Below are 24,985 nucleotides of genomic sequence, written 5' to 3'. Positions count from 1 at the left end.
AGCGGTGCCGCGTGAACGGCCTGCGCGGGCGGACATCCGTGCCGCGAACGAGCGGACCGGCCCGACGTCGGCCGAACGCTAGACGCCCTGGACGTCCAGCGAGCGCCGGCCCTCGCGCGCCGGCCGCGTCTCGGCGCCCGCCGCCTTCAGGTCGGCGCGCAGCTCCCGCGGCAGCGAGAACATCAGGTCCTCGGTCGCCGTGCGGACCTCCTCCACGTCGCCGAAGCCGAGCTCGGCCAGACGGGTCAGCACGTCCCTGACCAGGATCTCCGGCACCGAGGCGCCGGACGTGACGCCCACGGTGGCCGCCTCGGCCACCCAGGCCGGGTCGATCTCCGCGGCGGTGTCGATCCGGTGCGCCGCGCGGGCACCCGACTCGAGCGCCACCTCCACGAGCCGCACGGAGTTCGACGAGTTCGCCGAGCCGACCACCACGACGACGTCGCACGACGGCGCCATCTTCTTCACCGCCACCTGGCGGTTCTGCGTCGCGTAGCAGATGTCGTCGCTCGGCGGGTCCTGCAGCGCGGGGAACCGCTCACGCAGCCGTCGGACGGTCTCCATCGTCTCGTCCACCGACAGGGTGGTCTGCGAGATCCACACGACACGCTCGGGGTCGCGGACCTCGACGGCGTCCACGTCGTCCGGGGAGTTGACCACCTGGATGTGCTCGGGCGCCTCCCCCGACGTCCCCTCGACCTCCTCGTGCCCGGCGTGGCCGATCAGCAGGATGTCGAAGTCGTCGTCGGCGAACCGCACGGCCTCCTTGTGCACCTTGGTGACCAGGGGGCACGTCGCGTCGATGGTGCGCAGGGAACGAGCGGCGGCGGCCGCCCGCACCGCCGGTGAGACGCCGTGCGCCGAGAACACCACCCGGGCGCCCTCCGGGACGTCGTCGGTGTCCGCGACGAACACGGCACCGCGAGCTGCCAGCGTGTCCACCACGTGCCGGTTGTGCACGATCTCCTTGCGCACGTACACCGGCGGGCCGTAGTGCTCGAGCGCCTTCTCCACGGCCACCACCGCACGGTCCACGCCGGCGCAGTACCCGCGCGGCGAGGCGAGCAGCACACGACGGGCCACGTCGGACGACGGGCTCGCCGCACCCGCGTCGAGCACGGCCAGGTCCACGGCCTTGTCCACGGCACGGTCGACGGCGTGGTCGACGGACGGACGGTGGGGGTTCACCGCACCAGTCTAGGTCGGGCCTCGGGACCGTCCCTGGGCGGCCGGCGGCGGACGCGTGCAGGTGCCGTGGGCGGCATGGGGCAGTCTGGTGACCGTGAGCGCATCGGCCGATCGGGCGACGGACCGGGCAGCGGAGCGCGCGACGTTCCCACCGCCCGGCAGCCCCGTCGTCCGCCCGCAGGACCCGGACCTGACGGCCCGCGGCCCGCTCCCCCTCCGCGCGGCCGACACCACGCCGGACCGCCCGTGGCCGGTCCGCCACCTCGCCCCGAAGATCGCCGACTACATCGCCCGGATGCCGCCGGTGTGGGTCGAGGGCCAGGTGCTCAACCTCAAGCGGTGGAACTCCCTGTACTTCCTCACGCTGCGGGACACGGACCTCGACATGTCGCTGTCCGTCACCGTCCCGGCGGGCGCGATCGCCTCCGTCGCCGACCGGCTCTCCGACGGCTCGCACCTCGTCGTGCACGCCCGGCCCCGGTACCACGAGAAGCGGGGCGAGCTGACGTTCGCAGCCGACGCCGTGCGGCTGGTCGGCCTGGGCGAGCTGCTCGCGCGGATCGAGCACCTCAAGGGCGTGCTGGGGGCGGAGGGCCTGTTCGACGAGGACCGCAAGCGGCCGCTGCCCTTCCTGCCGGCGGTGGTCGGGCTCGTGTGCGCGCAGCAGGGGGACGCCGAGCACGACGTGGTCTCCAACGCGCGGGCCCGCTGGGCCGCGGTGCAGTTCGAGATCCGGCGGGTCACCGTCCAGGGCCCTCGCGCGGTGCCGGAGGTGACGGCCGCGATCGCCGAGCTCGACGCCGACCCGCGGGTCGAGGTGATCGTCGTCGCGCGGGGCGGCGGGTCGTTCGAGGACCTGCTCCCGTTCAGCAACGAGGCGCTGGTGCGCGCGGCGGCGGCCTGCCGCACGCCTCTGATCAGCGCGATCGGGCACCACCTCGACTCTCCGCTGCTCGACCTGGTGGCCGACTGGCGCGCCTCCACGCCGACGGACGCCGCGAAGCGCGTGGTCCCCGACGTCACGGAGGAACGCGCCCGCCTGACGCAGGCGCGCCACCGTGCCCGCGCGGCGGTGCTGGGCCGCCTGACGCGTGAGCAGTCGACGCTGGACCACTGGCGCGGGCGGCCGGTGCTGGCACGTCCCGTCACGCTGGTCGAACCGCACCAGCTCGCGCTCGACCGGCTGGTGGACCGCGGCCGCCGGACGGTCGGCGCTGCGCTCGCGGAGGCAGGCATCGCCACGGCGCGCCTCGCCGCACAGGTGCGGGCGCTGTCCCCGGCCGCGACGCTCGACCGCGGGTATGCGGTGGTGCAACGCGCTGACGGCGGGGTGGTGCGCGACCCGGCGGAGGTCGCCGACGGCGAGCCGCTCGCGGTCCGCGTGGCGCGGGGCCGGTTCGCGGTGACCGTCTCGACGCCCGCGACGGCAGCGCAGCCGGACGGGGCCGCCGGCCGTCGCACGCCGCGTCGGTGAGGGCTGGTTGACTTCTCCCGTGCCGAAGCCAGCCGTACCGCCGACCGATCCGAACGCCGACGTGCAGGGCCTGGGGTACGAGCAGGCACGTGACGAGCTGGTGGCCGTGGTCGCACGCCTGGAGAGCGGCGCCGGCTCCCTCGAGGAGGCCCTGGCGCTGTGGGAGCGGGGCGAGGCGCTGGCCGCGCGCTGCCAGCAGTGGCTGGACGGCGCGCGCGAGCGGCTGGCCACCGCGGCGGCACCCAGAGGCGCAGGTCAGACGAGCACGGCCGGCGCGGCCGGCGCGCAGGACGAGCGGCCGCAGCAGCAGGCCGGTAGCGACGACGAGGACGGGGACGACGAGTGAACGACGCACGGGCGCTGGTGATCGGTGAGGCGCTGGTCGACGTGGTGGTGCGCGAGGACGGCAGCCGTGAGGAGCACCCCGGCGGCAGTCCGGCGAACGTGGCCCTCGGCCTCGCCCGGCTGGGCCGCGAGGCGGACCTGCTGACGTGGCTGGCGCCTGACGCCTACGGCGACCGCGTCCGTGAGCACCTGGCCGCGTCGGGGGTGCACGTCCTCACCGCGCCGGTGCACGCCACCCGCACCCCGGTCGCCGTGGCGCATCTCGACGCCACCGGTGCCGCGACCTACGAGTTCGACCTGGAGTGGGACCTGCCGGCGACGTGGGACGGCGACGACGTCGACCCGGTCGTGGTGCACACGGGCTCGATCGCCACCACGTTGCAGCCGGGCGGCGGCGCCGTGGCGCGTCTGGTGGCGGCGCGCCGTGCCACGTCCACCATCAGCTACGACCCCAACATGCGTCCGGCGCTGATGGGTTCGCCCGCGCAGACCCTGCCGGTGGTGGACGCCCTGGTCGCCGCCGCGGACGTGATCAAGGTCAGCGACGAGGACCTGCTGTGGCTGCACCCCGACGAGGCGCCGGACGACGTCGCGGCCCGATGGGCGACGGCCGGACCGGCCGTCGTGGTGGTGACCCACGGCGGTGAGGGCGCCTTCGCCGTCACGTCCACCGGTCTCCGCGTGCAGATCGTCGCGCCACGCGTCACAGTGGCGGACACGGTCGGTGCCGGGGACTCGTTCATGAGCGGCCTGATCGACGGCCTCTGGACGGCCGGGCTGCTGGGCGCCGACCGGCGCGCGGCGCTGCACGCGATCGACGAGGGGACGCTGACGGCTGTGCTCGAGCGGTGCGCGCGGATCGCCGCCATCACCGTGTCGCGCGCCGGGGCCAATCCCCCGACTGCTGCGGAGGTGGATGCATGACGAGCACGACCGATCGACCGACGACCCCGGGACAGGCCTGGGCCGCGCTGCTCGAGGGCAACGAGCGGTTCGTCCGGGGCGAGATGGTGCACCCGTCGCAGGACGCGGCGCACCGCGCGGCGCTCAGCTCGAGCCAGGCGCCGTTCGCGGTCGTGTTCGGCTGCTCCGACAGCCGTGTCGCGGCGGAGATCGTGTTCGACCAAGGGCTCGGCGACGCCTTCGTCGTCCGCACCGCAGGTCACGTCATCGACACCACGGTGCTCGGGTCGATCGAGTTCGGCGTCGAGGTGCTCGGCACGCCGCTGGTGGTGGTGCTGGCCCACGACAAGTGCGGGGCGGTCGCGGCTGCCGCCAAGACGCTCGCCAGCGGTGAGCAGGCGCCGGGGTTCGTCCGCGCGGTGGTCGACCGGGTGATCCCGAGCATCGTCGGGCTGACCAGCACCGGGAAGCCGCTGGACTCCTTCGACGCCGCGGAGCTCGGGCACGAGCACGTCCGGCAGACCGCGCACATGCTCAACGACTACTCGGCCGTGCTCTCCCGGCGGACGGCGGACGGCAGCTGCGCCATCGTCGCCGTCGAGTACACGTTGGAGGACGGCCGCGCGAAGCTGGTCGAGACGGTCGGCCGCCTCGGCTGACCTGCGCTGTTCCGCGCACACTGTGCGCGTGCACAGTCGCTTCCGCCACGTAGATCTCACCTCTCGATCGTCGCCAGGGCGCCTCGGACTGGGAACGTGTACAGTCCCCGGCAGCCCTGGCGACGTCGTCGTCCCCGGGTAGGCCGGAGTGCACGCCGGCCGTTCCTGTTCGAGCGATGACGATCGAGGGGAAGACCACATGCACGCACGTCTGCGCGGTCCGGCGTGGGCCGTCGCGACCACCGTCACGCTGGGAGTGCTGCTGCTCGCCGCCGCACCCGCCACGGCGGACCCCGGCAACGGCCAAGGGCCGGTCCCGGCCGGCATCGTCGTCCGCAAGGTCGACAACCTGCCGCCCGACTTCGCCTCGGGCGTCGACGTCTCCACGGTGCTGGCCGAGGAGGCGAGCGGCGTCGTCTACCGGGACGCCGACGGCCGCCCCACCGACCTGTTCACGCTGCTCAAGGCGTCGGGTGTGAACTACGTCCGGGTGCGGGTGTGGAACGACCCGTACGACACGGCCGGTCACGGCTACGGCGGCGGCACCGTCGACATCGACAAGGCCGTCCAGATCGGTCGCCGCGCGACGGCGGCGGGGCTGCACCTGCTCGTCGACTTCCACTACTCCGACTTCTGGGCGGACCCGAGCAAGCAGCGGGCGCCCAAGGCCTGGGCCGGGTACTCCGTCGCACAGACGGTGGCGGCCGTGGGCGCCTACACCGCCGCGAGCCTGCAGAAGCTCAAGGCCGCCGGCGTCGACGTCGGCATGGTGCAGGTGGGCAACGAGACCAACAACGGCGTGGCCGGCGTCACCGGCTGGCCGGCGATGAGCCAGGTGTTCTCCGCGGGCAGCGCCGCTGTGCGGGCGGTGTTCCCCCAGGCCCTCGTCGCGCTGCACTTCACCAACCCGGAGAAGGCGGGCTTCTACTCGACCGCCGCCGCCCAGCTTGCTGCGAACCACGTGGACTACGACGTGTTCGCCAGCTCCTACTACCCGTACTGGCACGGGACGCTGGACAACCTGACGGCCGTGCTGAAGCAGGTGGCGGACACCTACGGCAAGAAGGTGATGGTCGCCGAGACCTCGTGGGACTACACCCTCGCCGACGGCGACGGTTTCCCCAACACGGTCAACGCCTCCACCGCGACGGACCAGTACCCCGCGAGCGTCCAGGGCCAGGCGAACGAGGTCCGCGATGTGATCCAGGCCGTCGCCAACGTCGGCGCCGCCGGCATCGGCGTCTTCTACTGGGAGCCGGCGTGGGTGCCGGTCGGGCCGCCGAGCGCGCTGCAGCACAACATCGCGCTGTGGCAGTCGACCGGGTCCGGCTGGGCCACCAGCTACGCCGGCTCGTACGACCCCGATGCCGCCGGTATCGCCTATGGCGGTTCCGCCTGGGACAACCAGGCGATGTTCGACGCCACGGGGCGGGCTCTGCCGTCCCTGTCGGTGTTCCGCTACGTCCGCACCGGCGCCACGGCTCCGCGGGCCGTCTACACCGTGCAGCACGTGACGGCGGCGGTCGACGAGGGGACGCCGGTCAGCCTGCCGACCACCGTCCAGGTCACCTACAACACCGGTGCGGTCAAGGCTGAGCCGGTCACCTGGAGCGACGCCCTGCAGTGGATCTCGGGTCCGGGGACCTACACGATCCCGGGATCCACCCACTCGGGCACGCAGGTCAGCGCGACGGTCACCGTGACGGCGCCGAACTACGTGGTGAACCCGAGCTTCGAGCAGTCGGACCTGTCGATGTGGCAGCTGACCGGCACGGGCGCGTCCATCAAGTGGACGTCCGACGCCTCCGACGGGCACGAGGCGCTCGCGTTCTGGGCCGCCCAGCCGTACGCCTTCACGCTGACCCAGCACGTCACCGGCGTGCCCGCGGGTGCGTACACGCTCACCGCGACCGGTCAGGGCGGGTCGCTCGGCGCCAGGGACTCGGTGCTGCTGGCTGCCACGACGACGGCCGGCACGACGACGGCGCGGTTCGCGCTCACGGGGTGGCAGCAGTGGTCGCACCCGTCGGTGCCGGTGCAGGTCGGTGCCGACGGCGCCGTGACGGTGACGGTGACGGGCTCCCTGTCCGCCGGTGCGTGGGGTGCCGTGGACGACGTACGGCTGGTGCGGGCCCACCCCACGGTGGACCGGACGGCACTGAAGGCGCTGGTCGACCGCGCGACGGCCGTGGACCAGGCCCGGTGCACACCGCCGACGGCGCGCGCGCTGCAGCGGGCGATCGAGATCGGCCAGGTGGTGCTGCAGGCCCAGTCACCGGCCGGCGACGTGGTGGACCGCGCTCAGCAGGTGCTGACGGCGGCCCTCGACGGGGTCCGGCCCCTCGGCGGCGGGCGCTGACCCCAGTCCGTCGCAGGGCGGCGGCGACGACCCCCGCCCCGGAGCGGCGGCCGCGGCCGGACCGGTCTCCACGACGGTCCGCCGCGGCCACCGCGGTCCTCGCGGCGCGGCGCGGGCTGCTGCGACGCCTGCGGCAAGATGGGTCCATGACCCCCACCACCGGCAGTGCCGCCGTGCCCGCGGACGCGGGCTTCCGCATCGAGCACGACACGATGGGCGAGGTGCGCGTCCCCGCCTACGCCCTGTACCGCGCGCAGACGCAGCGCGCCGTGGAGAACTTCCCGATCTCCGGCAGCCGTCTGGAGCGGGGTCACATCGAGGCTCTGGCGCGGATCAAGAAGGCGGCAGCCCGGGCCAACGCCGAGCTCGGCGTGCTGGCCGGTGACGTCGCCGACGCGATCGTCGCGGCGGCCGACGAGGTGGCGTCCGGCGCGCACGACGAGCACTTCCCGGTGGACGTCTACCAGACCGGCTCCGGGACCAGCTCGAACATGAACACCAACGAGGTGATCGCCACGCTGGCCACCCGGGCGCTGGGCCGCGAGGTCCACCCGAACGACCACGTCAACGCCTCGCAGTCGTCCAACGACGTGTTCCCCACCTCCGTGCACGTCGCGGCGACCGCCGGCGTTGTGCGTGACCTGGTGCCGGCCCTCGAGCACCTCGCCGAGGCGTTCGAGGCGAAGGCCACCGCCTGGGCCGACGTCGTGAAGTCCGGCCGCACCCACCTGATGGACGCCACGCCCGTGACCCTCGGCCAGGAGTTCAGCGGCTACGGCGCAGCGATCCGGTACGGCGTCGAGAGGCTGCAGGCCGCTCTGCCGCGCGTCGCCGAGGTGCCGCTGGGCGGCACGGCGGTGGGCACCGGCATCAACACGCCCGCCGGCTTTCCGCAGCGCGTGATCGCCCTGCTGCGCGAGGACACCGGCCTGCCGCTGACCGAGGCGCGCAACCACTTCGAGGCGCAGGGCGCCCGCGACGGCCTCGTGGAGCTGTCGGGCGCGCTGCGCACCATCGCGGTGAGCCTGACGAAGATCTGCAACGACCTGCGCTGGATGGGCTCCGGCCCCAACACGGGCCTCGGTGAGATCGCCATCCCGGACCTGCAGCCGGGCTCGTCGATCATGCCGGGCAAGGTCAACCCGGTCGTCCCGGAGGCGACGCTGATGGTCGCGGCGCGGGTGGTGGGCAACGACGCGACGGTCGCGTGGGCCGGTGCGAGCGGCGCCTTCGAGCTCAACGTGCAGATGCCGGTGATGGCCTCGGCGTTGCTCGAGTCCATCCGCCTGCTGTCCAACGCCTCCCGGGTGCTGGCGGACCGCACGGTGGACGGCATCACGCCCAACGTCGAGCGGTCCCGCGCGCTCGCCGAGTCGTCACCCTCGATCGTCACCCCCCTCAACCGGGTGGTCGGTTACGAGGCGGCGGCGAAGATCGCCAAGCACGCCGTCAAGGCCGGCATCACCGTCCGCCAGTCGGTGATCGACCTCGGTTTCGTCGACCGCGGCGAGATCACCGAGGAGCAGCTCGACACGGCGCTCGACATGCTGGCGATGACGAGGCCGCCGCAGACCCACTGAGCGCAGCAGCGGCCCGGCCACCCTGTAGAGGGTGCCGGGCCGCGCCCGTTCGGCGGCTGGGCCGTCGTGGGCCGCAGCCGTGCCGCAGCGGACCCCTCAGGCCGCAGCTGCCGCCGGCGCCTCGTCCGGCACGCTGCGCCGCTGCGCGCGCTGACCGTGCATCAGCAGGGCGGACACCAGCCCGAGCGCGAACACCGCGACCGCCAGCAGCATCGTCTCCGCCACGGCGGTGGCGAAGCCGTGGTGCACCGCCTGGAGCGCCGCGGCCTTGATCTGGTCGGCGACGGCCGGCGGCACCGACGAGGGCAGCTGCGGGGCCGAGGCGGACCCGGACGAGAACGCGGACCCCGACAGGTGCGAGAACCGGTCGAGGAACTGGCCCCGCACGGCGTCCGGGAGCGACGCCGCGGCGTCCTTCGCCGCCGCCGGCACCGTGTGACCGAGCCGCGACGTCAGCATCGCGACGATGGCCGCGGAGCCGATCACACCGCCGATCTGGCGGTTGGTGTTGAACGCGCCCGCACCCGCGCCCGCCGTCCGGTGGTCCAGCCCGCTGGTCGCCAGGTTGGCGAGCGGGGAGAACACGCAGGACGTGCCGAGCCCGAAGAACGCCATCGGGAGCAGCAGCCGCCACGGTGACGCGTCGGGGTCGATCCAGCGCGACACCCACGTGATCGAGACGATGAACATCACGAAGCCGAAGGTGACCACCCACTTCGGCGGGATGCGGTCGGAGAGCCGACCGGCGATCGGCGCCACCACCCCGGACACCAGCGAGGACGGCAGCCCGACCAGCGCCGCGTGCAGCGGCGAGAGACCTGCGACCTCCTGCAGGAACAGCGTGAACGGGAAGAAGATGCCGATCATCGCGAAGCCGACCGCCGCACCGGACACGTTGGCCAGCAGGAAGTTCCGGTTCCGGAACAGCCGCATCGGCAGCAGCGCCTCCTCGCCCCGCCGCACCTGCAGCCAGCCGAAGACGAGCAGCACCGCCACCCCGACGCCGATCACGCCCCAGACGGTGACCGGTCCGCGGATGGTCCCCCAGCTGTACGTCGACCCCTCCTGCAGGCCGAAGACCAGCAGGAACATCCCGCCGACCGACATCACCATGCCGAGCAGGTCCACCGAGCGCACGTGCCGCTCGAGCGACGGCAGCCGCGTGAGCGCGAACCACAGGGCGACCAGCCCGACCGGCACGTTGACGTAGAAGATCCACTCCCAGCCGACCGACTCCACCAGGATCCCGCCGAGCAGCGGACCGGTGATGGTGGCGACACCGGCCACCGAGCCCCAGATCCCCAGCGCCGCGCCGCGCTGCTGCGGCGGGAACACCCGGGTGATCATCGACATGGTCTGGGGCGTCATCAGCGCGCCGCCGATGCCCTGCACCGCGCGGGCGGCGATCAGCAGGCCGATGGACCCCGACAGGCCGCACGCCAGGGAGGACAGCGTGAACACCACCAGGCCGGCGATGAACACCGGCCTGGGGCCGAAGGTGTCGCCCATCCGGCCGGTGACGAGCAGCAGCACGGCGAACGTCAGCAGGTAGGCGCTGTTCACCCACCCGACCGTGGTCAGGTCGGCCCCGAACGACTTCACGAGGGTCGGCACGGCGATGTTCACGATCGTCGTGTCGACCATGATCATGAAGAAGCCGAGGCACAGGGCCGGCAGGATGCTCCACGGGCTGCGCCCGTGCAGGTCGACGAGCGCGCGTGGCGCGGTGGTGGACTGCCCGTTGCGGGACATGGGACCTTCCTCAGGGGCTGGCTGGGGCTACGGAGCAGCGTGCAGCACGCCACCGACAGAGCCGGTGCGTGCCAGGTAGAGGTCCGACTCCCAGGGCTCGGGGTCGGCTTCGAGACGGGCGACGACGTCGTCGAGCCAGGCGATCTCCGCGGCGAGCATCGCCCGCTCGTGGTCGACGTCGAGGACGAACCGCAGCGGCAGCTCACGCTCCGTCCGCAGCTGGGTGAGCGTCGACGTCGTGGACGCGTGCGCCGTGGCGAGCCGCTCCCGCCGCGCCGCGAGCGCGGCGAGGGCCTGGTCCCGTGGCAGGTGCGGCGCTTCCGCGAGACCGACGGCGAACGGCGGGTACGTCCGCTCGTCGTCCGCCAGCAGGCCGGTGAGCCGCGGGATCAGTGCCGCGGTGCCCGCGTCCGTGGCGCGGTACGTCGTCCGCTCCGGGCGCCGGCCCTGCCGCTCCGTCCCCACCGCCTCGGCGAGGCCGTCGGCGACCAGGCGTTCCACCGCGTGGTAGACGGCACCGACGGTCACCCGGGTGAGGCGGGTCTCGGCGCGCTGCTCGAGCGTGCGGAACACCTCGTACGGGTGCATCGGCTCCTCGTGCAGCAGCGCGAGCGTCATGACGGCGACGACCGACAGCTGCGGCATCTGCGCTCCCCTCAGTATGTTCCCTGCGGAATAGTCCGTGGAAACCATAAGGGGATGCCGCGACGCTCGGCAAGCGCACGAGCAGACGGGCGGTGCCGGGCCCTCCCCCGGCACCGCCCGTCTGCGTGCGGCCGTCCCTCCGCCGCGACTACCGCCTGGTGACGGTGACCGCCGTCTGCACCACGGGGGTAGCCCGGATGATCGGGGAGGACAGCCTGGCCGTGAGCGTCTGGGTCCCCGGCTGTCGCGCGGTGGCCCGGTAGCCCAGGCTGACGGACCCGCCGGGGGTCGGCGGGGCGGTGGTGATCGCCCACTCCGTCCCGGAGGCCGCGGTGATGTTCACGCCACTGGTGCCGTCGCGGTTCTCGGCCCCCGACGACAGGGGCGCACCGGCGGACCCGCCGAGCGTGCCGTAGGAGAACCACTGACCTTCGGTGGTACCCGTCTGGATCCAGATCTCGAACGAGCTGGCCGGACCGTGGCCCCAGGCCTGCACCTGGTCGTAGTCGACGACGAGCCAGTGGTTCGTCCCGTCGGACAGCGTGCCCACCCGGACGGCGCCGCCGCCGGTGGCCGGGTCGAGCGACAGGTCCGTCCAGTACGGGGCCAGCACGTTGTTCGGCCTGGCCGGGTCGGGGAACGTCTGCGTGCTGCAGCAGTCGTTGTCCTCGGCCGTTCCGCCGCCGACGACGACGTACCCGTTGGAGTCGATGGCGATCCGCGTGTACGTCTCCCCGCCGTACTGGAACGCCGGCACGTCGTAGTTGGTGATCGTCTCGTCACCGAACCCGGTGGCCGCCGGGATACCGAAGGACGACAGCGGCAGGTACCCACCTGCGGGGCTGACGCCGGGGGCGATGGACGTGATCGTCGGCGGCAGCGCCGGGCTCAGCGTGCCCGTCCAGCGCAGCCCCGACCGCGTGGCCGTCCCGGGCGCCGCCACCGAGGTGATCGGCAGACCGGGCGTCGACGAGACCTCGACCGTGGTGGGTGCAGCCACGGCGGCGAAGTTCGTCGCCGTCACGGTGCAGTCGGTGCTGGCACCCCGCGCCAGCGTGGTCGGGTCGCACGTCTGCGTCAGGTGGACCGCCGCGTCACCCGTGTTCACCACCACCGGCAGCACCGCCGGCACCGCTCCGCCGCTGGTCAGCGTGATCTGGCCGCTGTGCCAGCCGTGCGCGGTCGCCGTGCCGTCCACCAGGATCCGCAGCTTCTGCGTCTGGCCCGGCCGCAGCGTGAACCGCGCGGGCTGCACGGTCACCTTCAGCCCGTCGGCTCCGGTGGCCGTCGCCGAGAACGCCAGGGTGCGTCCCGAGACGTTCTTCGCCGTGCGCGTGGTGAGCAGCGCCCCCGGGAGCGGGTTCACCGCGATGCTCGGCAGGTCGAGGTCCACGCGGTGCAGCGGGTCGGTGGCACTGGCCGCCATGTCCTTCGCCGAGACGTCGAACGTCAGCGTCGGCTGCACCGCCCGGTCCGCCCGGATGGAGCCCGCACCGCGGTCGAACACCCCGGCCGGGCTGCCGTCGGCGTTGACCACCTGCTGCAGCGAGGAGGTCATCAGCGCCGACTTCACCTGTCCCGGCGTCCAGTCCGGGTGCGCCGCGCGGACCAGGGCGGAGATGCCGGTGGCGTGCGGGCTGGACATCGAGGTGCCCGCGATCGCCTGGTACAGCTGGCCCTTCGGGCCGGCGGGGATGTCCACCGGTGTCGGGGTGTTCCCGGCGAGCACCTGGACGCCCGGCGCGGTGATGTCCGGCTTGAGGAAGTCGCCCACCGGTCCGCGGGAGCTGAACCCGGCCATCACGTCGCCGGTGGCGGGCGTCAACGCCCCGGTCGCCCAGGTGGCCGTCACGCCCGTGTGCGCCGCGAGGAAGGCGAGCAGCTCGTCGTTGGGACCCTCGAGGTGGATGGCCGGCAGGAAGTGGTTGTCGGTCTCGGTGTCCGAGGCCGTCAGGTTGTACAGCACCATGCCGGCCGCACCGCCCTGGCTGGCGAAGTACCCCTTCTCGACGCGCCCGCCGCCACCGCCGCCGCGCTCGCAGACCACCACCTTGCCGGTCAGCGAACCGGCGGCGAACGGCTTGAGGCAGTACTGGCCGCCGGTGTAGCCGGGCACGTCCGCGGCGAGCACCACCGGAGCGTCGGTGACACCCGTCGTCAGCGTGGCGCCCGGCTTGCTGTACGTCGCGCCGTCCGCGGCCGTCAGGTGCAGCACCGAGCCGAACGCGCGGTCCGACGTCGACGCCCCGACGGTGGTCACCCAGGGACCGGCGTGGTTCGCGGTGCCGGCGGTGGGGCCGTCGTTCCCGGCGGACGCGTTCACGCTGATGCCGGCCTCGTAGGCGTCGAGGAACGCCAGCTCCACCGGGTCGGTGTACGCCGACGTGCCGCCGGAGATCGAGTAGTTGATCACGTCGACCCCGTCGAGGATCGCCTGCTGCACGGCCGCCACCGAGTCGGACTGGTAGCAGCCCGCCACGGCGCAGACCTTGTACGCGATCACCGACGCACCGGGCGCCATGCCGGCGACCGGACCGCGGTCCGTGCCGAGCAGCGGCGCGCTGGCGACGTAGCTGCCCGCCGCCGTCGTGGCCGTGTGCGTGCCGTGACCGTCGGCGTCGCGCACGGAGCACGCGGTGGCCGAGCAGTACTCGTCCTTGCCGATCGCGCCCTGGGCTCGGGCCGTGTCGAGGAAGGCGTACGCGCCGATCAGCTTGTCGTTGCAGGTGAACGCCGCACCGAGCGCCGGGTCGCTGCCGTCGCCGAACTGGCACGCCCACGGGCCGCCGGCCGGCTTGGGCAGCCCGACGTCGGTCAGCATCGGGTGCTCGGGCCAGATGCCGGTGTCCAGCACGCCGACGATGACGCCCTGACCGGCGTGGTCACGGCCGCCGAGCGAGGGCCACACCTTCTCCGCGCCGACGAAGGCCGTGGTGCCGTTCTCGAGCGCACCCGCGGTCGGGGTCGCGGTGGTACCGGCGAGCGCCGTCGTCGAGGTCCCGGAGCCCAGCTCCGTCTGCACGTGCTCGAGCGCGTCCTGCTGCACGGCCACCACGCCGGGCACCTTGAGCAGATCCTTGGCACGGTTGGCCGGGAGCGTGACCGCCAGACCGCCGTACGCGAGGTTGTAGGTGCCGCGGACGGTCGCGGACGGCACGGCGGCGCGCACGGCGGCCGAGGCCTTGTCCGCCTTGCCGCCCAGCAGGCGCAGGTACGACGAGACGTTCGAGTCGCTCGTGCGCAGCGCCTTGCCGGTCACCTCGGGGCTGGTCGCCGCGAAGCCCGCCACGTCGCCGGAGTAGGCGGCCGCCGCGTCGTAGTCGAGCTTGACCATGATCGTCGTCGGGGCGGTGTCCGTCCGCGCGAGCAGGGCGGGATCGCTCTGCGCGAGCCGCGCGCGGCTCGCCTTCGGGGTGTCGATCGGCGCCGACGAGGGGGTCACCGCCGCCGCCGTGAAGCGGTTGGTGGCACCCGGGTCCGGCGGCGACGCCTGCGCCGGGATCGTGCCGAGCGCGGTCGCGACCGCAGCCCCCACCGCCACTGCCCACATTCGGGTCCCCGACCGTCGAGTCATCGACGCCCCCTCTGTCAGTCACCACAGGTGTTACACAAGTTGGCCGGAACCGTAACGGGTGCGGGGCCGCGCTGACCAGGGGTTGACCAGGACGAATCGTCGGGCGCACACTCGCGCGCCCGTGTGCGGTGGCCGCACGTTGACCCGTCCTGTGACAAGACGTGTGACAAGACGTGTGACAAGACCTGTGACAACCGACCGCCGGCGGTGAGACGCCGGAGGGCGGGGACCCACGGTCCCCGCCCTCCGCGGCCCTTCGGCGGCGCTCTACGCCTCGATGCCCTCGAGCATCTCGGTGACGAGGGCGGCGACGGGCGACCGCTCCGACCGGGTCAGCGTCACGTGCGCGAACAGCGGGTGCCCCTTGAGCGCCTCGATCACGGCGGCCACGCCGTCGTGCCGACCGACCCGCAGGTTGTCCCGCTGCGCGACGTCGTGGGTGAGCACCACCCGCGAGCTCTGGCCGATCCGGGACAGGACGGTCAGCAGCACGTTGCGCTCCAGGGACTGGGCCTCGTCGACGATCACGAAGGCGTCGTGCAGCGAGCGGCCGCGGATGTGGGTCAGCGGCAGCACCTCGAGCAGGTCGCGGTCGAGCACCTCCTCGACCACCTCCTTGCTGACCAGGGCGCCGAGGGTGTCGAACACGGCCTGCGCCCAGGGGTTCATCTTCTCGGCCTCGTTGCCGGGCAGGTAGCCGAGCTCCTGACCGCCCACCGCGTACAGCGGCCGGAACACCATCACCTTGCGGTGCTGCCGCCGCTCCAGCACCGCCTCGAGGCCGGCGCACAGCGCCAGCGCCGACTTACCGGTGCCGGCGCGGCCGCCGAGGGACACGATGCCGATCTCCTCGTCGAGCAGCAGGTCGATGGCGATCCGCTGCTCGGCGCTTCGACCGTGCACGCCGAACACGTCCTGGTCACCGCGCACCAGCTGCACGTGCTTGTCGGCCGTCACGCGGCCGAGCGCCGAGCCTCGCGGGCTGTGCAGCACCAGCCCGGTGTGGCACGGCAGGTCGCGCGGGCCGTCGCCCGGTGCCAGCCCGTAGGTGAGGTCGATGTCGGCCAGTGCGACGCTCTCGTCCTCCCAGAGGTGCGACATCTGCTCCTCGGTGAGGTCCAGGGCGTCCATGCCGGTCCAGCCGGAGTCCACCGCGAGCTCGTGCCGGTACTCCTCCGCCCGCAGCCCCATCGCCGACGCCTTGACCCGCATCGGCAGGTCCTTGGACACGACCGTGACGTCGCACCCCTCCGCCGCGAGGTTGGCCGCCACCGCGAGGATCCGGGTGTCGTTGTCCCCCAGCCGGAACCCGGCGGGCAGCACCGTGGGGTCGATGTGGTTCAGCTCGACCCGCAGGGTGCCGCCCGCGTCGTTGACCGGCACGGGCGCGTCGAGGCGGCCGTAGGTGACGCGCAGGTCGTCGAGCGCACGCAGGGCGCTGCGGGCGAAGTAGCCGAGCTCCGCGTGGTGGCGCTTGGCCTCGAGCTCGGTGATGACGACCACGGGCAGCACCACGTCGTGCTCGGCGAAGCGCGCGATGGCCTTGGGATCCGAGAGCAGGACCGAGGTGTCCAGCACGTGCGTGCGGCGTCCGTCCCCGCCCGTCGTTCCGGACGTCGGGCTCGGGCTCGTCCTCGTGCTTGTACCGGGGGAGGTCGATCCGTTCTGCGCAGTGCTGACCACGGCAGGCTCCCTCCGGCGCATCAGCGCCGTGTCGGGCACCTCACGCCGACGTCCCCGCAGGGACCGCCGACGAGCGGCGACGGGGTGCGGTCGGCCGGCCCTGGTTCGGGCCGGACCGGCCCTCCTCCGCGGAGCGGATGCTCCATGGGCTGGCCTCCCGGGGACGGCGGGAGCCGTCCACTGAGCCGACGCTAAGTCCGTCGGGACGCCACCTCGCGCCGCGACACGCCCCGCTCGGAGGGATCATCCGGCCGACGACGAAGAGTTCACCTGGTCGTCGCACGGACGTCGTCGTGCGTCTCCTACAGGCCGAGCCGGCGCTCCCGCGCGGCGTACGAGCGCACCGCTCGCAGGAAGTCGACCTTGCGGAAGCTGGGCCAGTACGCCTCGCAGAAGTAGAACTCCGAGTGCGCGCTCTGCCACAGCAGGAACCCGCCCAGGCGCTGCTCCCCGGAGGTACGGATCACCAGCTCGGGATCCGGCTGGCCCTTGGTGTACAGGTGCGCCGCGATGTGCTGCACGTCGAAGTCGGCCGCCAGGTCGTCCAGGCTCGCACCCTTCGCGGCGTTCTCCCGCAGGTACGACCGGACTGCGTCGGCGATCTCGTGCCGCCCGCCGTAGCCGACCGCGACGTTGACGTGCAGGCCGACGACGCCCTCGGTGGCGGTCTCCGCGTCCTTGAGCGCCCGCGCCGTCTGCTCGGGCAGCAGGTCGAGCGCGCCCATCGCCTGCAGCCGCCACCGCCGGGTCGCCGCGAGGTTGCGCACCGCGCCCTCGATGATCTCCAGGAGCGGCCCCAGCTCCTCCGGGTCCCGGGACAGGTTGTCCGTGGACAGCATCCAGAGGGTGACCACCTCGACGCCGACGTCCTCGCTCCACTCGAGCAGCTCGGCGATCTTGTCCGCGCCGGCGCGGTGGCCGGTGGCCGAGGACAGCCCGATGCTGCGGGCCCAGCGGCGGTTGCCGTCGAGGATCACGCCGACGTGGCGCGGCACACGGTCCCGCGGCAGGCTCGCGGCCAGACGGCGCTCGTAGAGCCCGTAGAGCGGGTGTGGCAGACGCACGCCGACGACTCCTCCGGGTCGGGGTGGTGGCGGGAGAGCACCCCCGCTCGGCACGGGATCACGGTACTCCGCCGCCCTGGTGCGGGCCGCTGACGGAGGACCCCGGCGTCGACACCCCGAGCTACGCCCACGTAACCTACGGTGTCGTAGGTTCGTGTCAGCCAGCCGAGGAGACGCCGTGAGCTCGAGCCAGGTCCCCTCCACCGGGCACGGCGCGCCGGACCGGTCGCAGGCCGCGCACCAGGTGACCGAGGGGCTGTCCCGGGTGGGTCAGACGATGGCGGACCAGGTCAAGCCGCGGCTGCGCGGGTGGATCCACGCCGGGGTCGCGCCGCTGGTGCTGGCGGCGGCGATCGTGCTCGTCGCCCTCTCGCCGACCCCCGCCGCACGGTGGTCGAACATCGTCTTCGGCGTGTCCGCCGTGCTGCTGTTCGGCACCAGCGCGGTGTACCACCGCGGTCGCTGGTCGCCGCGCACCGCCGCGGTGCTGCGACGGATGGACCACACCAACATCTTCCTGATCATCGCCGGCACCTACACGCCGCTCGCCGTCCTGCTGCTGGACGCCCGGACGGCGCGCACGCTGCTGCTGGTGGTGTGGATCGGCGCCCTGATCGGTGTGCTGGGCCGGGTGTTCTGGCTGGGCGCGCCGCGGTGGGTCTACGTGCCGATCTACCTCGCGCTCGGCTGGGTGGCCGTCGGGTTCATCCCGTCGTTCGGGCGCACGGGCGGCGGTGCCGTCGCGTGGCTGGTGATCGCCGGCGGGATCGCGTACACCGTCGGCGCGATCGTCTACGGCACCAAGCGGCCCAACCCGAGCCCGCGCTGGTTCGGGTTCCACGAGGTGTTCCACACGCTGACGGTGCTGGCGTTCGCCTGCCACTACGCCGCCGTGTCGATCGCCACGTACCGCCTCCGCTAGCGGCGGCAGGGGCGTCGCGCCGGAGCAGGACCGGCGCGAGGGGCGGGGGTCAGCGCGGGACGACGGCGTACCGGCGGTTGGCCAGCGACGGGTTGGCGGCACGCACCTGGTCCAGCCGGTCCGCATCGAGGTCGACGGTGCGCAGCGCCGGCTTCTCGTCCATCTCCAGGCCCACCACGCCGTCCGGGCCGACGACGATCGAGCGGCCGACCACCCCCCTGCCGGCCTGGCCCACCGCCACCACGGCGCAGGTGTTCTCGATCGCCCGGGCGATCGCCAGCGCGCGCCAGTGCATGGCCTTGAGCGGTCCGTCCGCCCACGCCGCGGGCACCACGAGCACGTTCGCTCCCGCGTCCACCAGCCGCCGGGCCGACTCGGGGAACCGCAGGTCGTAGCACGTCAGCACGCCGAACCGCAGTCCCTGCAGCGACAGCACCAGGGGCGTCGCGTCGGCGGGGCCGGCCTCCAGCACGTCGGACTCGCGCGCGCCGAACGCGTCGTACAGGTGCACCTTCCGGTACGCGCCGACCAGCTCGCCCGCGCCGTCCACGGCGACCACCGCGTTGACGGCGTGCGCCGGGTCGGCCGACGGAAGCAGGGTCCCGGCGATCACCGCGACGCCGGTCCGCACCGCCTGCTCGCGCAGCAGGGTGACGAACGGCCCGTCGAGCGGTTCGGCGAGGTCGACGGCCACCGCTCGAGGGTCGAAGGCGCTCGTGTACTCGGGCAGCACCAGCACGTCGGCCCGGGCGTAGGAGGCCGTGCGGAACGCGTCGCGGACCGCCTCCCGGTTCGCCGCCCGGTCGGTGCCGGTGCTCAGCTGACCGAGCGTCACCCGCACCGAGGGACGCTCCGGCGGGACGGGACGGTCGGCCATGCGGACCTCCTGTGCAGGGGGCTGTGCGGGGTTGGCTGCGTGCTGAGGCTGCGGTACCCGACGACTGCGTCAGCCGGCGGTCGGCGGGGTGCCGCGCCCGTTCGGTCCGGCGCTCGGCGCGTCGATGCGGTCGTCCGTCGGCTCGGCGACCGAGGAGGTCGGTGGACCGCTGGGGCCGGGGGTCGTGCCAGGTGCGTCGAGGCGGGCGCTGTTGCGCTCCATCCGGCGCATGCCGCGCACCAACGAGATCGCCAGGCCGATCACCACCACCGCGAGGGCGAAGGTGAACAGGAAGCCCGCCAGACCGGGTGTGCCGCCGCCCGCCGGGTTGTCGTCCAGGTTGCCCACCGGCCCCGGTGCCGGCGTCGCGGCGGTCACCACCCACACCGCCAGTCCCGTCACCGCGCTCATCGACCCTCCACCAGACCCCGCACGCCCGCGAACAGGTCGTCCTCGGGCAGCTCCACCGGGACGCGCGCCTCGGCGAGCTCGAACTCCTCCCAGGGCCACACGCGGCGCTCCAGGTCACGGGGCGCGGCGAAGAACCACCCCTCGGGGTCGATCTGGGTCGCATGCGCCCGCAGGGCGGCGTCACGGCGGTCGAACCAGTCGGCGCAGACGATGCGCGTGGTGACGGGTCGCTCCGGGATCTCGCGGGCGGCGCGGGAGTCGATCCAGTCGCCGAACGGGCTCTCCAGCCCGGCCGCAGTCAGCGCGTCGTGCACGGCACGCATGCGGGACAGGGAGAAGCCGTGGTCGTAGTAGAGCTTGCGCACCGACCACGGCTCGCCGGTGCCGCGGTAGCGCTCGGGGTCGGCGGCGGCCGCGAACGCCTCCACGCTGACCCGGTGGCACATCACGTGGTCCGGGTGGGGGTAGCCGCCGGTCTCGTCGTACGTGGTCATGACGTGCGGCCGGAACTCGCGCACCAGGGCGACCAGCGGTTCGGCGGCGACCTCGAGCGGCTGCAGCGCGAAGCAGCCCTCCGGCAACGGCGGCAGCGGGTCCCCCTCCGGCAGGCCGGAGTCGACGAAGCCCAGCCACGTCTGGCGGATGCCCAGCGCAGCCGCGGCAGCGGCCATCTCCTCGCGGCGCACGGCACGCATCTCGTCGAGGTCGGTGATCTCGCGGCCGTAGCGGGGGTTGAGCACGTCGCCGCGCTCACCGCCCGTGCAGCTGACGACGAGCACGTCCACACCCTCGTCCACGTAGCGCGCCAGCGTCGCGGCACCCTTGCTGGACTCGTCGTCGGGGTGCGCGTGCACCGCCATCAGCCGCAGTCGCTCGTCGGCCACCGGACCTCCCCTGCTCGCTGCGTACCGCGCCCCGGGAGCCCGGGGCGCCGCGTCCCTGCTGCCTCGGACGCCGCCGGGCCGAGCCCGACGAGTGACAATGATCGCGCACGTCGCCCCGCCACCCGCAGGCCGCCGTCCGGAACGGCTGCGGACGGGACCCCGACCACCGCAGGAGCCGCCCCGTGACCACGGTCCCGACCCGCCCGCCGGCGGGCCGCTACGGCCCCGAGCCGACCACCGGCCGACGTCTGTGGGCACGCATCGGACTCGCGGCGCTCGTCGTGGCGACCCTCGCCGTCCTCGCGTGGCTCGGCTGGGGCGTGTTCCGCGACCCCGTGCAGTGGCGTGACGTGGGGTTCCACGTGGACGGCGCCTCGTCGATCGCAGTGACGTTCGACGTCACCAAGGCGCCCACGGCCACCGTCAGCTGCCGCGTGGTGGGGCTGTCGAAGTCGTTCGGGCACGTCGGCGTCAAGGACGTGACCGTGGGTCCGGCCAGCACGGGGACCGTGCGCGTGACGGCGACCGTGCCGACCGCCGAGGCGGCGGTGAGCGGCACGGTCACCGGGTGCGACGTCGTGACGTCCTGAGGCCGGCGCCGGGTAGCCCGCCGGGACGCGGGTCCCGGAGGTCAGAACGGACGCGCGGCGACGATCTCCACGCCGATGTCGCGGCCGTTCGGCGCGGTGTAGGACGTGGTGTCGCCCACCTTGCGGCCGTTGATGGCCGCGCCGAGCGGCGAGGTCGGGGAGAAGACGTCGATGTCGGCGCTGCCGGCGATCTCGCGGGAGCCGAGCAGGAAGGTCATCTCGTCGCCCGCGACGCTGGCCGTGACGAGCATCCCGGGCTCCACCACGCCGTCGTCGGCGGGCGTGCCGATGTGCACGTTGGCCAGCTTCGCCTTCAGCTCGCGGATGCGGGCCTCCTGCTTGGCCTGCTCCTCGCGGGCGGCGTGGTAGCCACCGTTCTCCTTCAGATCGCCCTCGTCGCGCGCCTTGGCGATCTTGTCGACGATGTCGCGGCGCCCCTCGCCCTCGAGGTGGGCGAGCTCGGCCGTGAGCCGGTCGTAGGCCTCCTGCGTCAGCCACGTGGCCTCGGTCGTCTCGGTCACGATCGCTCCTTCCATGCAGTTCACGTGCGTCCTCGTCGGGCGTACCGGTCGGCGAGCGGGGTGATGACCTCGCTGACACCTGGGCACGGCGCGACGACGGACGCGACGGTCGGGGTACCGGCCCGGTGATCGGCGGACGACGGCGACCCGGAGCCGGTGTGCGACGGGCCGCCCGTCCCCTCGCGGGGTCGGCGTAAACGGTCATCCTACCCGGCGATCCCGGAAGGGCCCGGTGAGGCGGTTCAGTCGAGCGCGACCGTGCCCTGGACGCCGAGCACCGTGTCGCCGCCCACCCACACCTGCTCGCCGTCCCGCGCGATGCGGATCAGCCCGCGCCGCCCGAGGACCGTCCCCTGCCGGATGGTGAAGCGGTCGGGCAGCCGCCCGGCTGATGTGAGCCACTGCCCGAGGCCGGCCGCGAGGCTGCCGGTGACCGGGTCCTCCTGCACGCCGACGCCGGGGTGGAAGGCGCGGACCTCGACGTCCGCGGGTCCGCCGGCAGGGTGCGGTGCGACCAGCCCGACGGCCTGGGCACCGATCAGGTCCCGGTCCGCCCGGGCCTCGAGCACGTCCTACGCGGTGGCCAGCAGCAGCGCCGCCCAGCCTGGGCCGTTGTCCACCCACTGCGCGGCCTGCACCCGGTCCGCCGGCACACCGACCGCCCTGGTCAGCCGCTCGCCGGTCGCGTCGTCCACCGGTCCGCTGCGCCGCAGCGGCGGTGCCGCGAACGCCGCCCGGCCCGCCACCGTCTCGTCGAGCCGGATCGGCACGAGGCCCACCGCGCACTCCTGCACCACCGTGCCCGGGTTCGCGGGGAGGCCACCCGCTGCGAGCCACGCACGGGCGGAACCGAGGGTCGGGTGGCCGGCGAACGGCAGCTCACCACCAGGGGTGAAGACGCGCAGGCGGTAGTCGGCACCGGCCTGGGTGGGTGGGAGCAGGAACGTCGTCTCGGACAGGTTGGTCCACCGGGCGAACGCCTGCATCCTCGACTCGTCCAGGCCTTCGGCGTCGTGCACCACCGCGACGGGGTTGCCGAGCGTGAGGGTGTCGGTGAACACGTCGACCTGGCTGAAGCGCATGGGTCTCTCCTCGCGGGGTGGGAACCGGTGGGTCAGTCGGACAGGCGGTAGCCGGTGTCGCGCAGGCGGCGCACCAGCTGGGTGCAGTGCTCGGGACCCTTGGTCTCGACGTGGACCTCGATCGCGACCTCGTCGAACGCCAGGTCGCCGCCCGTGCGTGCGTGGGCGACGTCCATCACGTTGCCGCCCAGGGCCGCGACGTCCCGCAGCACGCCCGCGAGCGCGCCGGGGGTGTCGGAGATGCGGATGCGCAGCTGCAGGAACCGGCCGGCGGAGGCGAGACCGTGCCGGACCACCCGCATCAGCACCAGGGGGTCGATGTTGCCGCCGGAGAGCACGGCCACCACGGGTCCGCGCCCGGCGAAGTCGCCACCCGCCGCCATCAGCGCCGCCACGGCGGCCGCACCGGAGGGCTCGACGATCAGCTTGGCGCGCTCCGCCACCAGCAGGAGGGCCCGGGACAGGTCCTCCTCCGAGACGGTCCGGACCGGCACGTGGTGGGTGGACAGCACCTCGAACGGCACCGCGCCCGGCATCCCGATCGCGATGCCGTCGGCCATCGTGCGCAGCTCGGGGGCCTTGACCGGGTGACCCGCGGCGAGCGAGGGCGGGTAGGCGGCCGCCCGGGCGGCCTGGACGCCGACCACGCGCACGTCCGGCCGCTCGTCGAGCGCGGCCGTGATGCCGGCCGCCAGTCCCCCGCCGCCGACCGGCACGACGATGGTCGCGACGTCCGGCACCTGCTCGAGGATCTCCAGCCCGATGGTGCCCTGGCCGGCGTCGATGTCCGGGTGGTCGTACGGGTGGATCAGCACGGCACCCGTCTCATCCGCGTGCGCGTGCGCGTGGGTCAGCGCCTCGTCGACGCTCGCGCCGACCAGCTCGACGTGCGCGCCGTACTGGCGGGTCGCGGCGATCTTGGGCAGCGCCGCGTCGACGGGCATGAAGACGACGGCCTTGATGCCCAGCAGCGAGGCGGCGAGTGCGACGCCCTGGGCGTGGTTGCCGGCGCTCGCGGCGACGACCCCACGGGCCTTCTCGTCGTCGGACAGCCGCGACATCCGCGTGTAGGCGCCGCGGATCTTGAACGAGCCGGCGCGCTGCAGGTTCTCGCACTTGAGCCAGACGTCGGTGCCCGCGATGGCGGTCAGCGCGCGGCTGTACTGGACCGGGGTGCGGTCGGCGACCCCCTCGAGCAGCTGTGCGGCGGCGCGGACGTCGGCCGGCCCGATCACCGACCCACGCCCGCAGCGTCGAGCGCCTGCGCCAGGTCGGCGACCAGGTCGTCCACGTCCTCGATGCCGACCGACAGGCGCACCAGGTCGTCCGGCACCTCCAACGCGGTGCCGGCCACCGAGCCGTGCGTCATCCGGGCCGGGTGCTCGATCAGCGACTCGACGCCGCCGAGCGACTCGGCGAGCGTGAACAGCTGCGTGGCGCCGCACACCGCGACCGCGCTGTCCGCGGAGCCGGTGCGGAACGACACCATGCCGCCGAAGCCCCGCATCTGCCGCGCGGCCACCTCGTGACCGGGATGGCTCTCCAACCCGGGATAGAGGACCTGGGTGACGCCGGCCCACTGCTCCAGGAACTCGGCGACGGCAGCGGCGTTGGCCAGGTGCCGATCCATCCGCACGGCCAGGGTGCGCAGCCCGCGCAGGGTCAGCCACGCGTCGAACGGTCCGGCGACCGCCCCGGACGAGTTCTGGTGGAACGCCACCGCGTCGCGCACGTTCGTCGTCCCCGTCGGACCTTCCAGGCCCACCGGCAGCTGGGCGCCGTCGGCCACCACCAGCGCACCGCCCACCACGTCCGAGTGCCCGCCGATGTACTTGGTGGTCGAGTGCACGACGACGTCCGCACCCAGGGCGATCGGCTGCTGCAGGTACGGCGTGGCGAACGTGTTGTCCACCGCCAGCAGCGCCCCCGCCGCCCGGGCGTGCGCCGCGATCGCGGCGATGTCCGCGATGCCGAGCAACGGGTTGGTCGGCGTCTCCACCCAGACCAGCTTGGTGCGGCCGGGCTGGATCGCGTCGAGAACCGCATCGGGGTTCGACAGGTCGACCGGCGTGTGCTCGATCCCCCACGGCCCGAACACGCGCGCGACCAGGCGGTACGTGCCGCCGTAGGCGTCGTTGGGGACGATCACGTGGTCGCCGGGACGCAGCACCGCGCGCAGCAGCGTGTCCTCCGCGGCGAGGCCCGACGAGAAGGCGAAGCCGGCGGCGCCACCCTCGACGGCCGCGAGCGCCGCCTCGAGCGCCGCACGGGTCGGGTTGCCGGACCGGGAGTACTCCCAGCCGCCACGCAGCCCGCCGACACCGTCCTGCTTGTAGGTGGACACCTGGTAGATCGGGGGCACCACCGCACCGGTGGCGGGGTCCGCCTCCTGTCCGGCATGGATGGCGCGGGTGGCGAAGCCCTGGTCGTCGGTCACGGGGTCAGGCTAGGCCGTCGGACCGACGGCGCCCC

The 24,985-nt window shown here is 73.6% G+C and carries 22 protein-coding genes; 8 read left to right on the top strand and 14 right to left on the bottom strand.

Features of this window, described 5'->3' with window-relative positions; all coding sequences use genetic code 11:
• Positions 1-78 precede the first annotated feature (78 nt).
• On the bottom strand, positions 79-1,119 hold the full coding sequence (locus tag ACFQTY_RS11500) for a 4-hydroxy-3-methylbut-2-enyl diphosphate reductase (protein ID WP_378100731.1): 1,041 nt from the start codon (positions 1,117-1,119) through the stop codon (positions 79-81).
• A gap of 259 nt (positions 1,120-1,378) precedes the next feature.
• Between ACFQTY_RS11500 and xseA the strand changes: the two genes are divergently transcribed.
• From xseA to ACFQTY_RS11470, 6 genes are all read left to right on the top strand, one after another.
• Entirely contained in the window at positions 1,379-2,662 is a 1,284-nt protein-coding gene (xseA, locus tag ACFQTY_RS11495) for an exodeoxyribonuclease VII large subunit (RefSeq protein ID WP_378100729.1), read from the top strand.
• Positions 2,663-2,669: 7 nt separating this feature from the next.
• Positions 2,670-3,008 (top strand): exodeoxyribonuclease VII small subunit, encoded by a 339-nt coding sequence (locus ACFQTY_RS11490; protein WP_378100484.1) that lies wholly within the window; start codon positions 2,670-2,672, stop codon positions 3,006-3,008.
• Positions 3,005-3,931, top strand: coding sequence for a carbohydrate kinase (locus tag ACFQTY_RS11485; RefSeq protein ID WP_378100482.1), 927 nt, complete (start codon positions 3,005-3,007; stop codon positions 3,929-3,931). The genes ACFQTY_RS11490 and ACFQTY_RS11485 overlap by 4 nt, the downstream gene beginning before the upstream one ends.
• Positions 3,928-4,569: a carbonic anhydrase gene (locus ACFQTY_RS11480; RefSeq protein WP_378100480.1), complete on the top strand. Its 642-nt coding sequence runs from the start codon at positions 3,928-3,930 to the stop codon at positions 4,567-4,569. The genes ACFQTY_RS11485 and ACFQTY_RS11480 overlap by 4 nt, the downstream gene beginning before the upstream one ends.
• Before the next feature lie 199 nt (positions 4,570-4,768).
• Complete coding sequence (locus ACFQTY_RS11475) at positions 4,769-6,928, top strand: glycosyl hydrolase 53 family protein (RefSeq protein WP_378100478.1); 2,160 nt, start codon at positions 4,769-4,771, stop codon at positions 6,926-6,928.
• Between the two features lie 146 nt (positions 6,929-7,074).
• Positions 7,075-8,508, top strand: coding sequence for a class II fumarate hydratase (locus tag ACFQTY_RS11470; RefSeq protein ID WP_378100476.1), 1,434 nt, complete (start codon positions 7,075-7,077; stop codon positions 8,506-8,508).
• Between the two features lie 96 nt (positions 8,509-8,604).
• Here ACFQTY_RS11470 and ACFQTY_RS11465 read toward each other — a convergent pair whose 3' ends face one another.
• From ACFQTY_RS11465 to ACFQTY_RS11445, 5 genes are all read right to left on the bottom strand, one after another.
• The gene (locus ACFQTY_RS11465; RefSeq protein ID WP_378100473.1) at positions 8,605-10,260 is read right to left on the bottom strand and encodes a DHA2 family efflux MFS transporter permease subunit; all 1,656 of its coding nucleotides are present in this window, start codon (positions 10,258-10,260) and stop codon (positions 8,605-8,607) included.
• A gap of 27 nt (positions 10,261-10,287) precedes the next feature.
• Complete coding sequence (locus tag ACFQTY_RS11460) at positions 10,288-10,905, bottom strand: PadR family transcriptional regulator (RefSeq protein ID WP_378100471.1); 618 nt, start codon at positions 10,903-10,905, stop codon at positions 10,288-10,290.
• A 148-nt stretch (positions 10,906-11,053) separates the two neighbouring features.
• On the bottom strand, positions 11,054-14,446 hold the full coding sequence (locus tag ACFQTY_RS11455; protein WP_378100469.1) for a S8 family serine peptidase: 3,393 nt from the start codon (positions 14,444-14,446) through the stop codon (positions 11,054-11,056).
• Positions 14,447-14,746: 300 nt separating this feature from the next.
• Positions 14,747-16,183 (bottom strand): PhoH family protein, encoded by a 1,437-nt coding sequence (locus ACFQTY_RS11450; protein WP_378100467.1) that lies wholly within the window; start codon positions 16,181-16,183, stop codon positions 14,747-14,749.
• Positions 16,184-16,464: 281 nt separating this feature from the next.
• Entirely contained in the window at positions 16,465-17,226 is a 762-nt protein-coding gene (locus ACFQTY_RS11445) for an isoprenyl transferase (protein WP_378100465.1), read from the bottom strand.
• Positions 17,227-17,404: 178 nt separating this feature from the next.
• Here ACFQTY_RS11445 and ACFQTY_RS11440 point away from each other — a divergent pair, with 178 nt between their 5' ends.
• On the top strand, positions 17,405-18,148 hold the full coding sequence (locus ACFQTY_RS11440; RefSeq protein ID WP_378100463.1) for a hemolysin III family protein: 744 nt from the start codon (positions 17,405-17,407) through the stop codon (positions 18,146-18,148).
• 49 nt (positions 18,149-18,197) lie between these two features.
• Here the strand turns inward: ACFQTY_RS11440 and ACFQTY_RS11435 are convergent, their stop codons facing one another.
• From ACFQTY_RS11435 to mca, 3 genes are all read right to left on the bottom strand, one after another.
• Entirely contained in the window at positions 18,198-19,025 is an 828-nt protein-coding gene (locus tag ACFQTY_RS11435) for a carbon-nitrogen hydrolase family protein (RefSeq protein WP_378100461.1), read from the bottom strand.
• Between the two features lie 69 nt (positions 19,026-19,094).
• On the bottom strand, positions 19,095-19,436 hold the full coding sequence (locus ACFQTY_RS11430) for a hypothetical protein (RefSeq protein WP_378100459.1): 342 nt from the start codon (positions 19,434-19,436) through the stop codon (positions 19,095-19,097).
• Complete coding sequence (gene mca, locus ACFQTY_RS11425) at positions 19,433-20,296, bottom strand: mycothiol conjugate amidase Mca (protein ID WP_378100727.1); 864 nt, start codon at positions 20,294-20,296, stop codon at positions 19,433-19,435. Before mca ends, ACFQTY_RS11430 begins: the two co-directional genes overlap by 4 nt.
• Before the next feature lie 206 nt (positions 20,297-20,502).
• Here mca and ACFQTY_RS11420 point away from each other — a divergent pair, with 206 nt between their 5' ends.
• Positions 20,503-20,910 carry a DUF4307 domain-containing protein gene (locus ACFQTY_RS11420; protein WP_378100457.1) on the top strand — a complete coding sequence of 136 codons (408 nt, stop codon included), beginning with the start codon at positions 20,503-20,505 and terminating at the stop codon, positions 20,908-20,910.
• Between the two features lie 41 nt (positions 20,911-20,951).
• Here ACFQTY_RS11420 and greA read toward each other — a convergent pair whose 3' ends face one another.
• The 5 genes from greA to ACFQTY_RS11395 all read right to left on the bottom strand — a co-directional run bounded on the left by greA (position 20,952) and on the right by ACFQTY_RS11395 (position 24,950).
• Positions 20,952-21,431: a transcription elongation factor GreA gene (greA, locus tag ACFQTY_RS11415; protein ID WP_378100455.1), complete on the bottom strand. Its 480-nt coding sequence runs from the start codon at positions 21,429-21,431 to the stop codon at positions 20,952-20,954.
• A gap of 242 nt (positions 21,432-21,673) precedes the next feature.
• Positions 21,674-22,000 carry a PhzF family phenazine biosynthesis protein gene (locus tag ACFQTY_RS11410; RefSeq protein ID WP_378100453.1) on the bottom strand — a complete coding sequence of 109 codons (327 nt, stop codon included), beginning with the start codon at positions 21,998-22,000 and terminating at the stop codon, positions 21,674-21,676.
• A 3-nt stretch (positions 22,001-22,003) separates the two neighbouring features.
• A complete protein-coding gene (locus ACFQTY_RS11405) occupies positions 22,004-22,513 on the bottom strand; it encodes a PhzF family phenazine biosynthesis protein (RefSeq protein ID WP_378100451.1) in 510 nt (169 codons plus the stop codon).
• 32 nt (positions 22,514-22,545) lie between these two features.
• The gene (gene ilvA / locus ACFQTY_RS11400) at positions 22,546-23,748 is read right to left on the bottom strand and encodes a threonine ammonia-lyase (protein ID WP_378100449.1); all 1,203 of its coding nucleotides are present in this window, start codon (positions 23,746-23,748) and stop codon (positions 22,546-22,548) included.
• On the bottom strand, positions 23,745-24,950 hold the full coding sequence (locus ACFQTY_RS11395; protein WP_378100447.1) for a cystathionine gamma-synthase: 1,206 nt from the start codon (positions 24,948-24,950) through the stop codon (positions 23,745-23,747). The genes ilvA and ACFQTY_RS11395 overlap by 4 nt, the downstream gene beginning before the upstream one ends.
• Between the last annotated feature and the right edge of the window lie 35 nt (positions 24,951-24,985).

Source organism: Cellulomonas sp. T2.31MG-18, assembly GCF_964266755.1.
GTDB lineage: Bacteria > Actinomycetota > Actinomycetes > Actinomycetales > Cellulomonadaceae > Cellulomonas.
Note: the sequence above shows the minus strand (reverse complement) of the source record. Positions and strands in the feature narration are given on the sequence as shown.

Coding starts and splice junctions, on each gene's coding strand:
- ACFQTY_RS11460 (WP_378100471.1), bottom strand. CDS start 10,905: ATGCCGCAGCTGTCGGTCGTCGCCGTCATGACGCTCGCGCTGCTGCAC.
- ACFQTY_RS11465 (WP_378100473.1), bottom strand. CDS start 10,260: ATGTCCCGCAACGGGCAGTCCACCACCGCGCCACGCGCGCTCGTCGAC.
- mca (WP_378100727.1), bottom strand. CDS start 20,296: ATGGCGGTGCACGCGCACCCCGACGACGAGTCCAGCAAGGGTGCCGCG.
- ACFQTY_RS11480 (WP_378100480.1), top strand. CDS start 3,928: ATGACGAGCACGACCGATCGACCGACGACCCCGGGACAGGCCTGGGCC.
- ACFQTY_RS11430 (WP_378100459.1), bottom strand. CDS start 19,436: ATGAGCGCGGTGACGGGACTGGCGGTGTGGGTGGTGACCGCCGCGACG.
- ACFQTY_RS11475 (WP_378100478.1), top strand. CDS start 4,769: ATGCACGCACGTCTGCGCGGTCCGGCGTGGGCCGTCGCGACCACCGTC.
- ACFQTY_RS11450 (WP_378100467.1), bottom strand. CDS start 16,183: ATGCGCCGGAGGGAGCCTGCCGTGGTCAGCACTGCGCAGAACGGATCG.
- ACFQTY_RS11435 (WP_378100461.1), bottom strand. CDS start 19,025: ATGGCCGACCGTCCCGTCCCGCCGGAGCGTCCCTCGGTGCGGGTGACG.
- ACFQTY_RS11405 (WP_378100451.1), bottom strand. CDS start 22,513: ATGCGCTTCAGCCAGGTCGACGTGTTCACCGACACCCTCACGCTCGGC.
- ACFQTY_RS11470 (WP_378100476.1), top strand. CDS start 7,075: ATGACCCCCACCACCGGCAGTGCCGCCGTGCCCGCGGACGCGGGCTTC.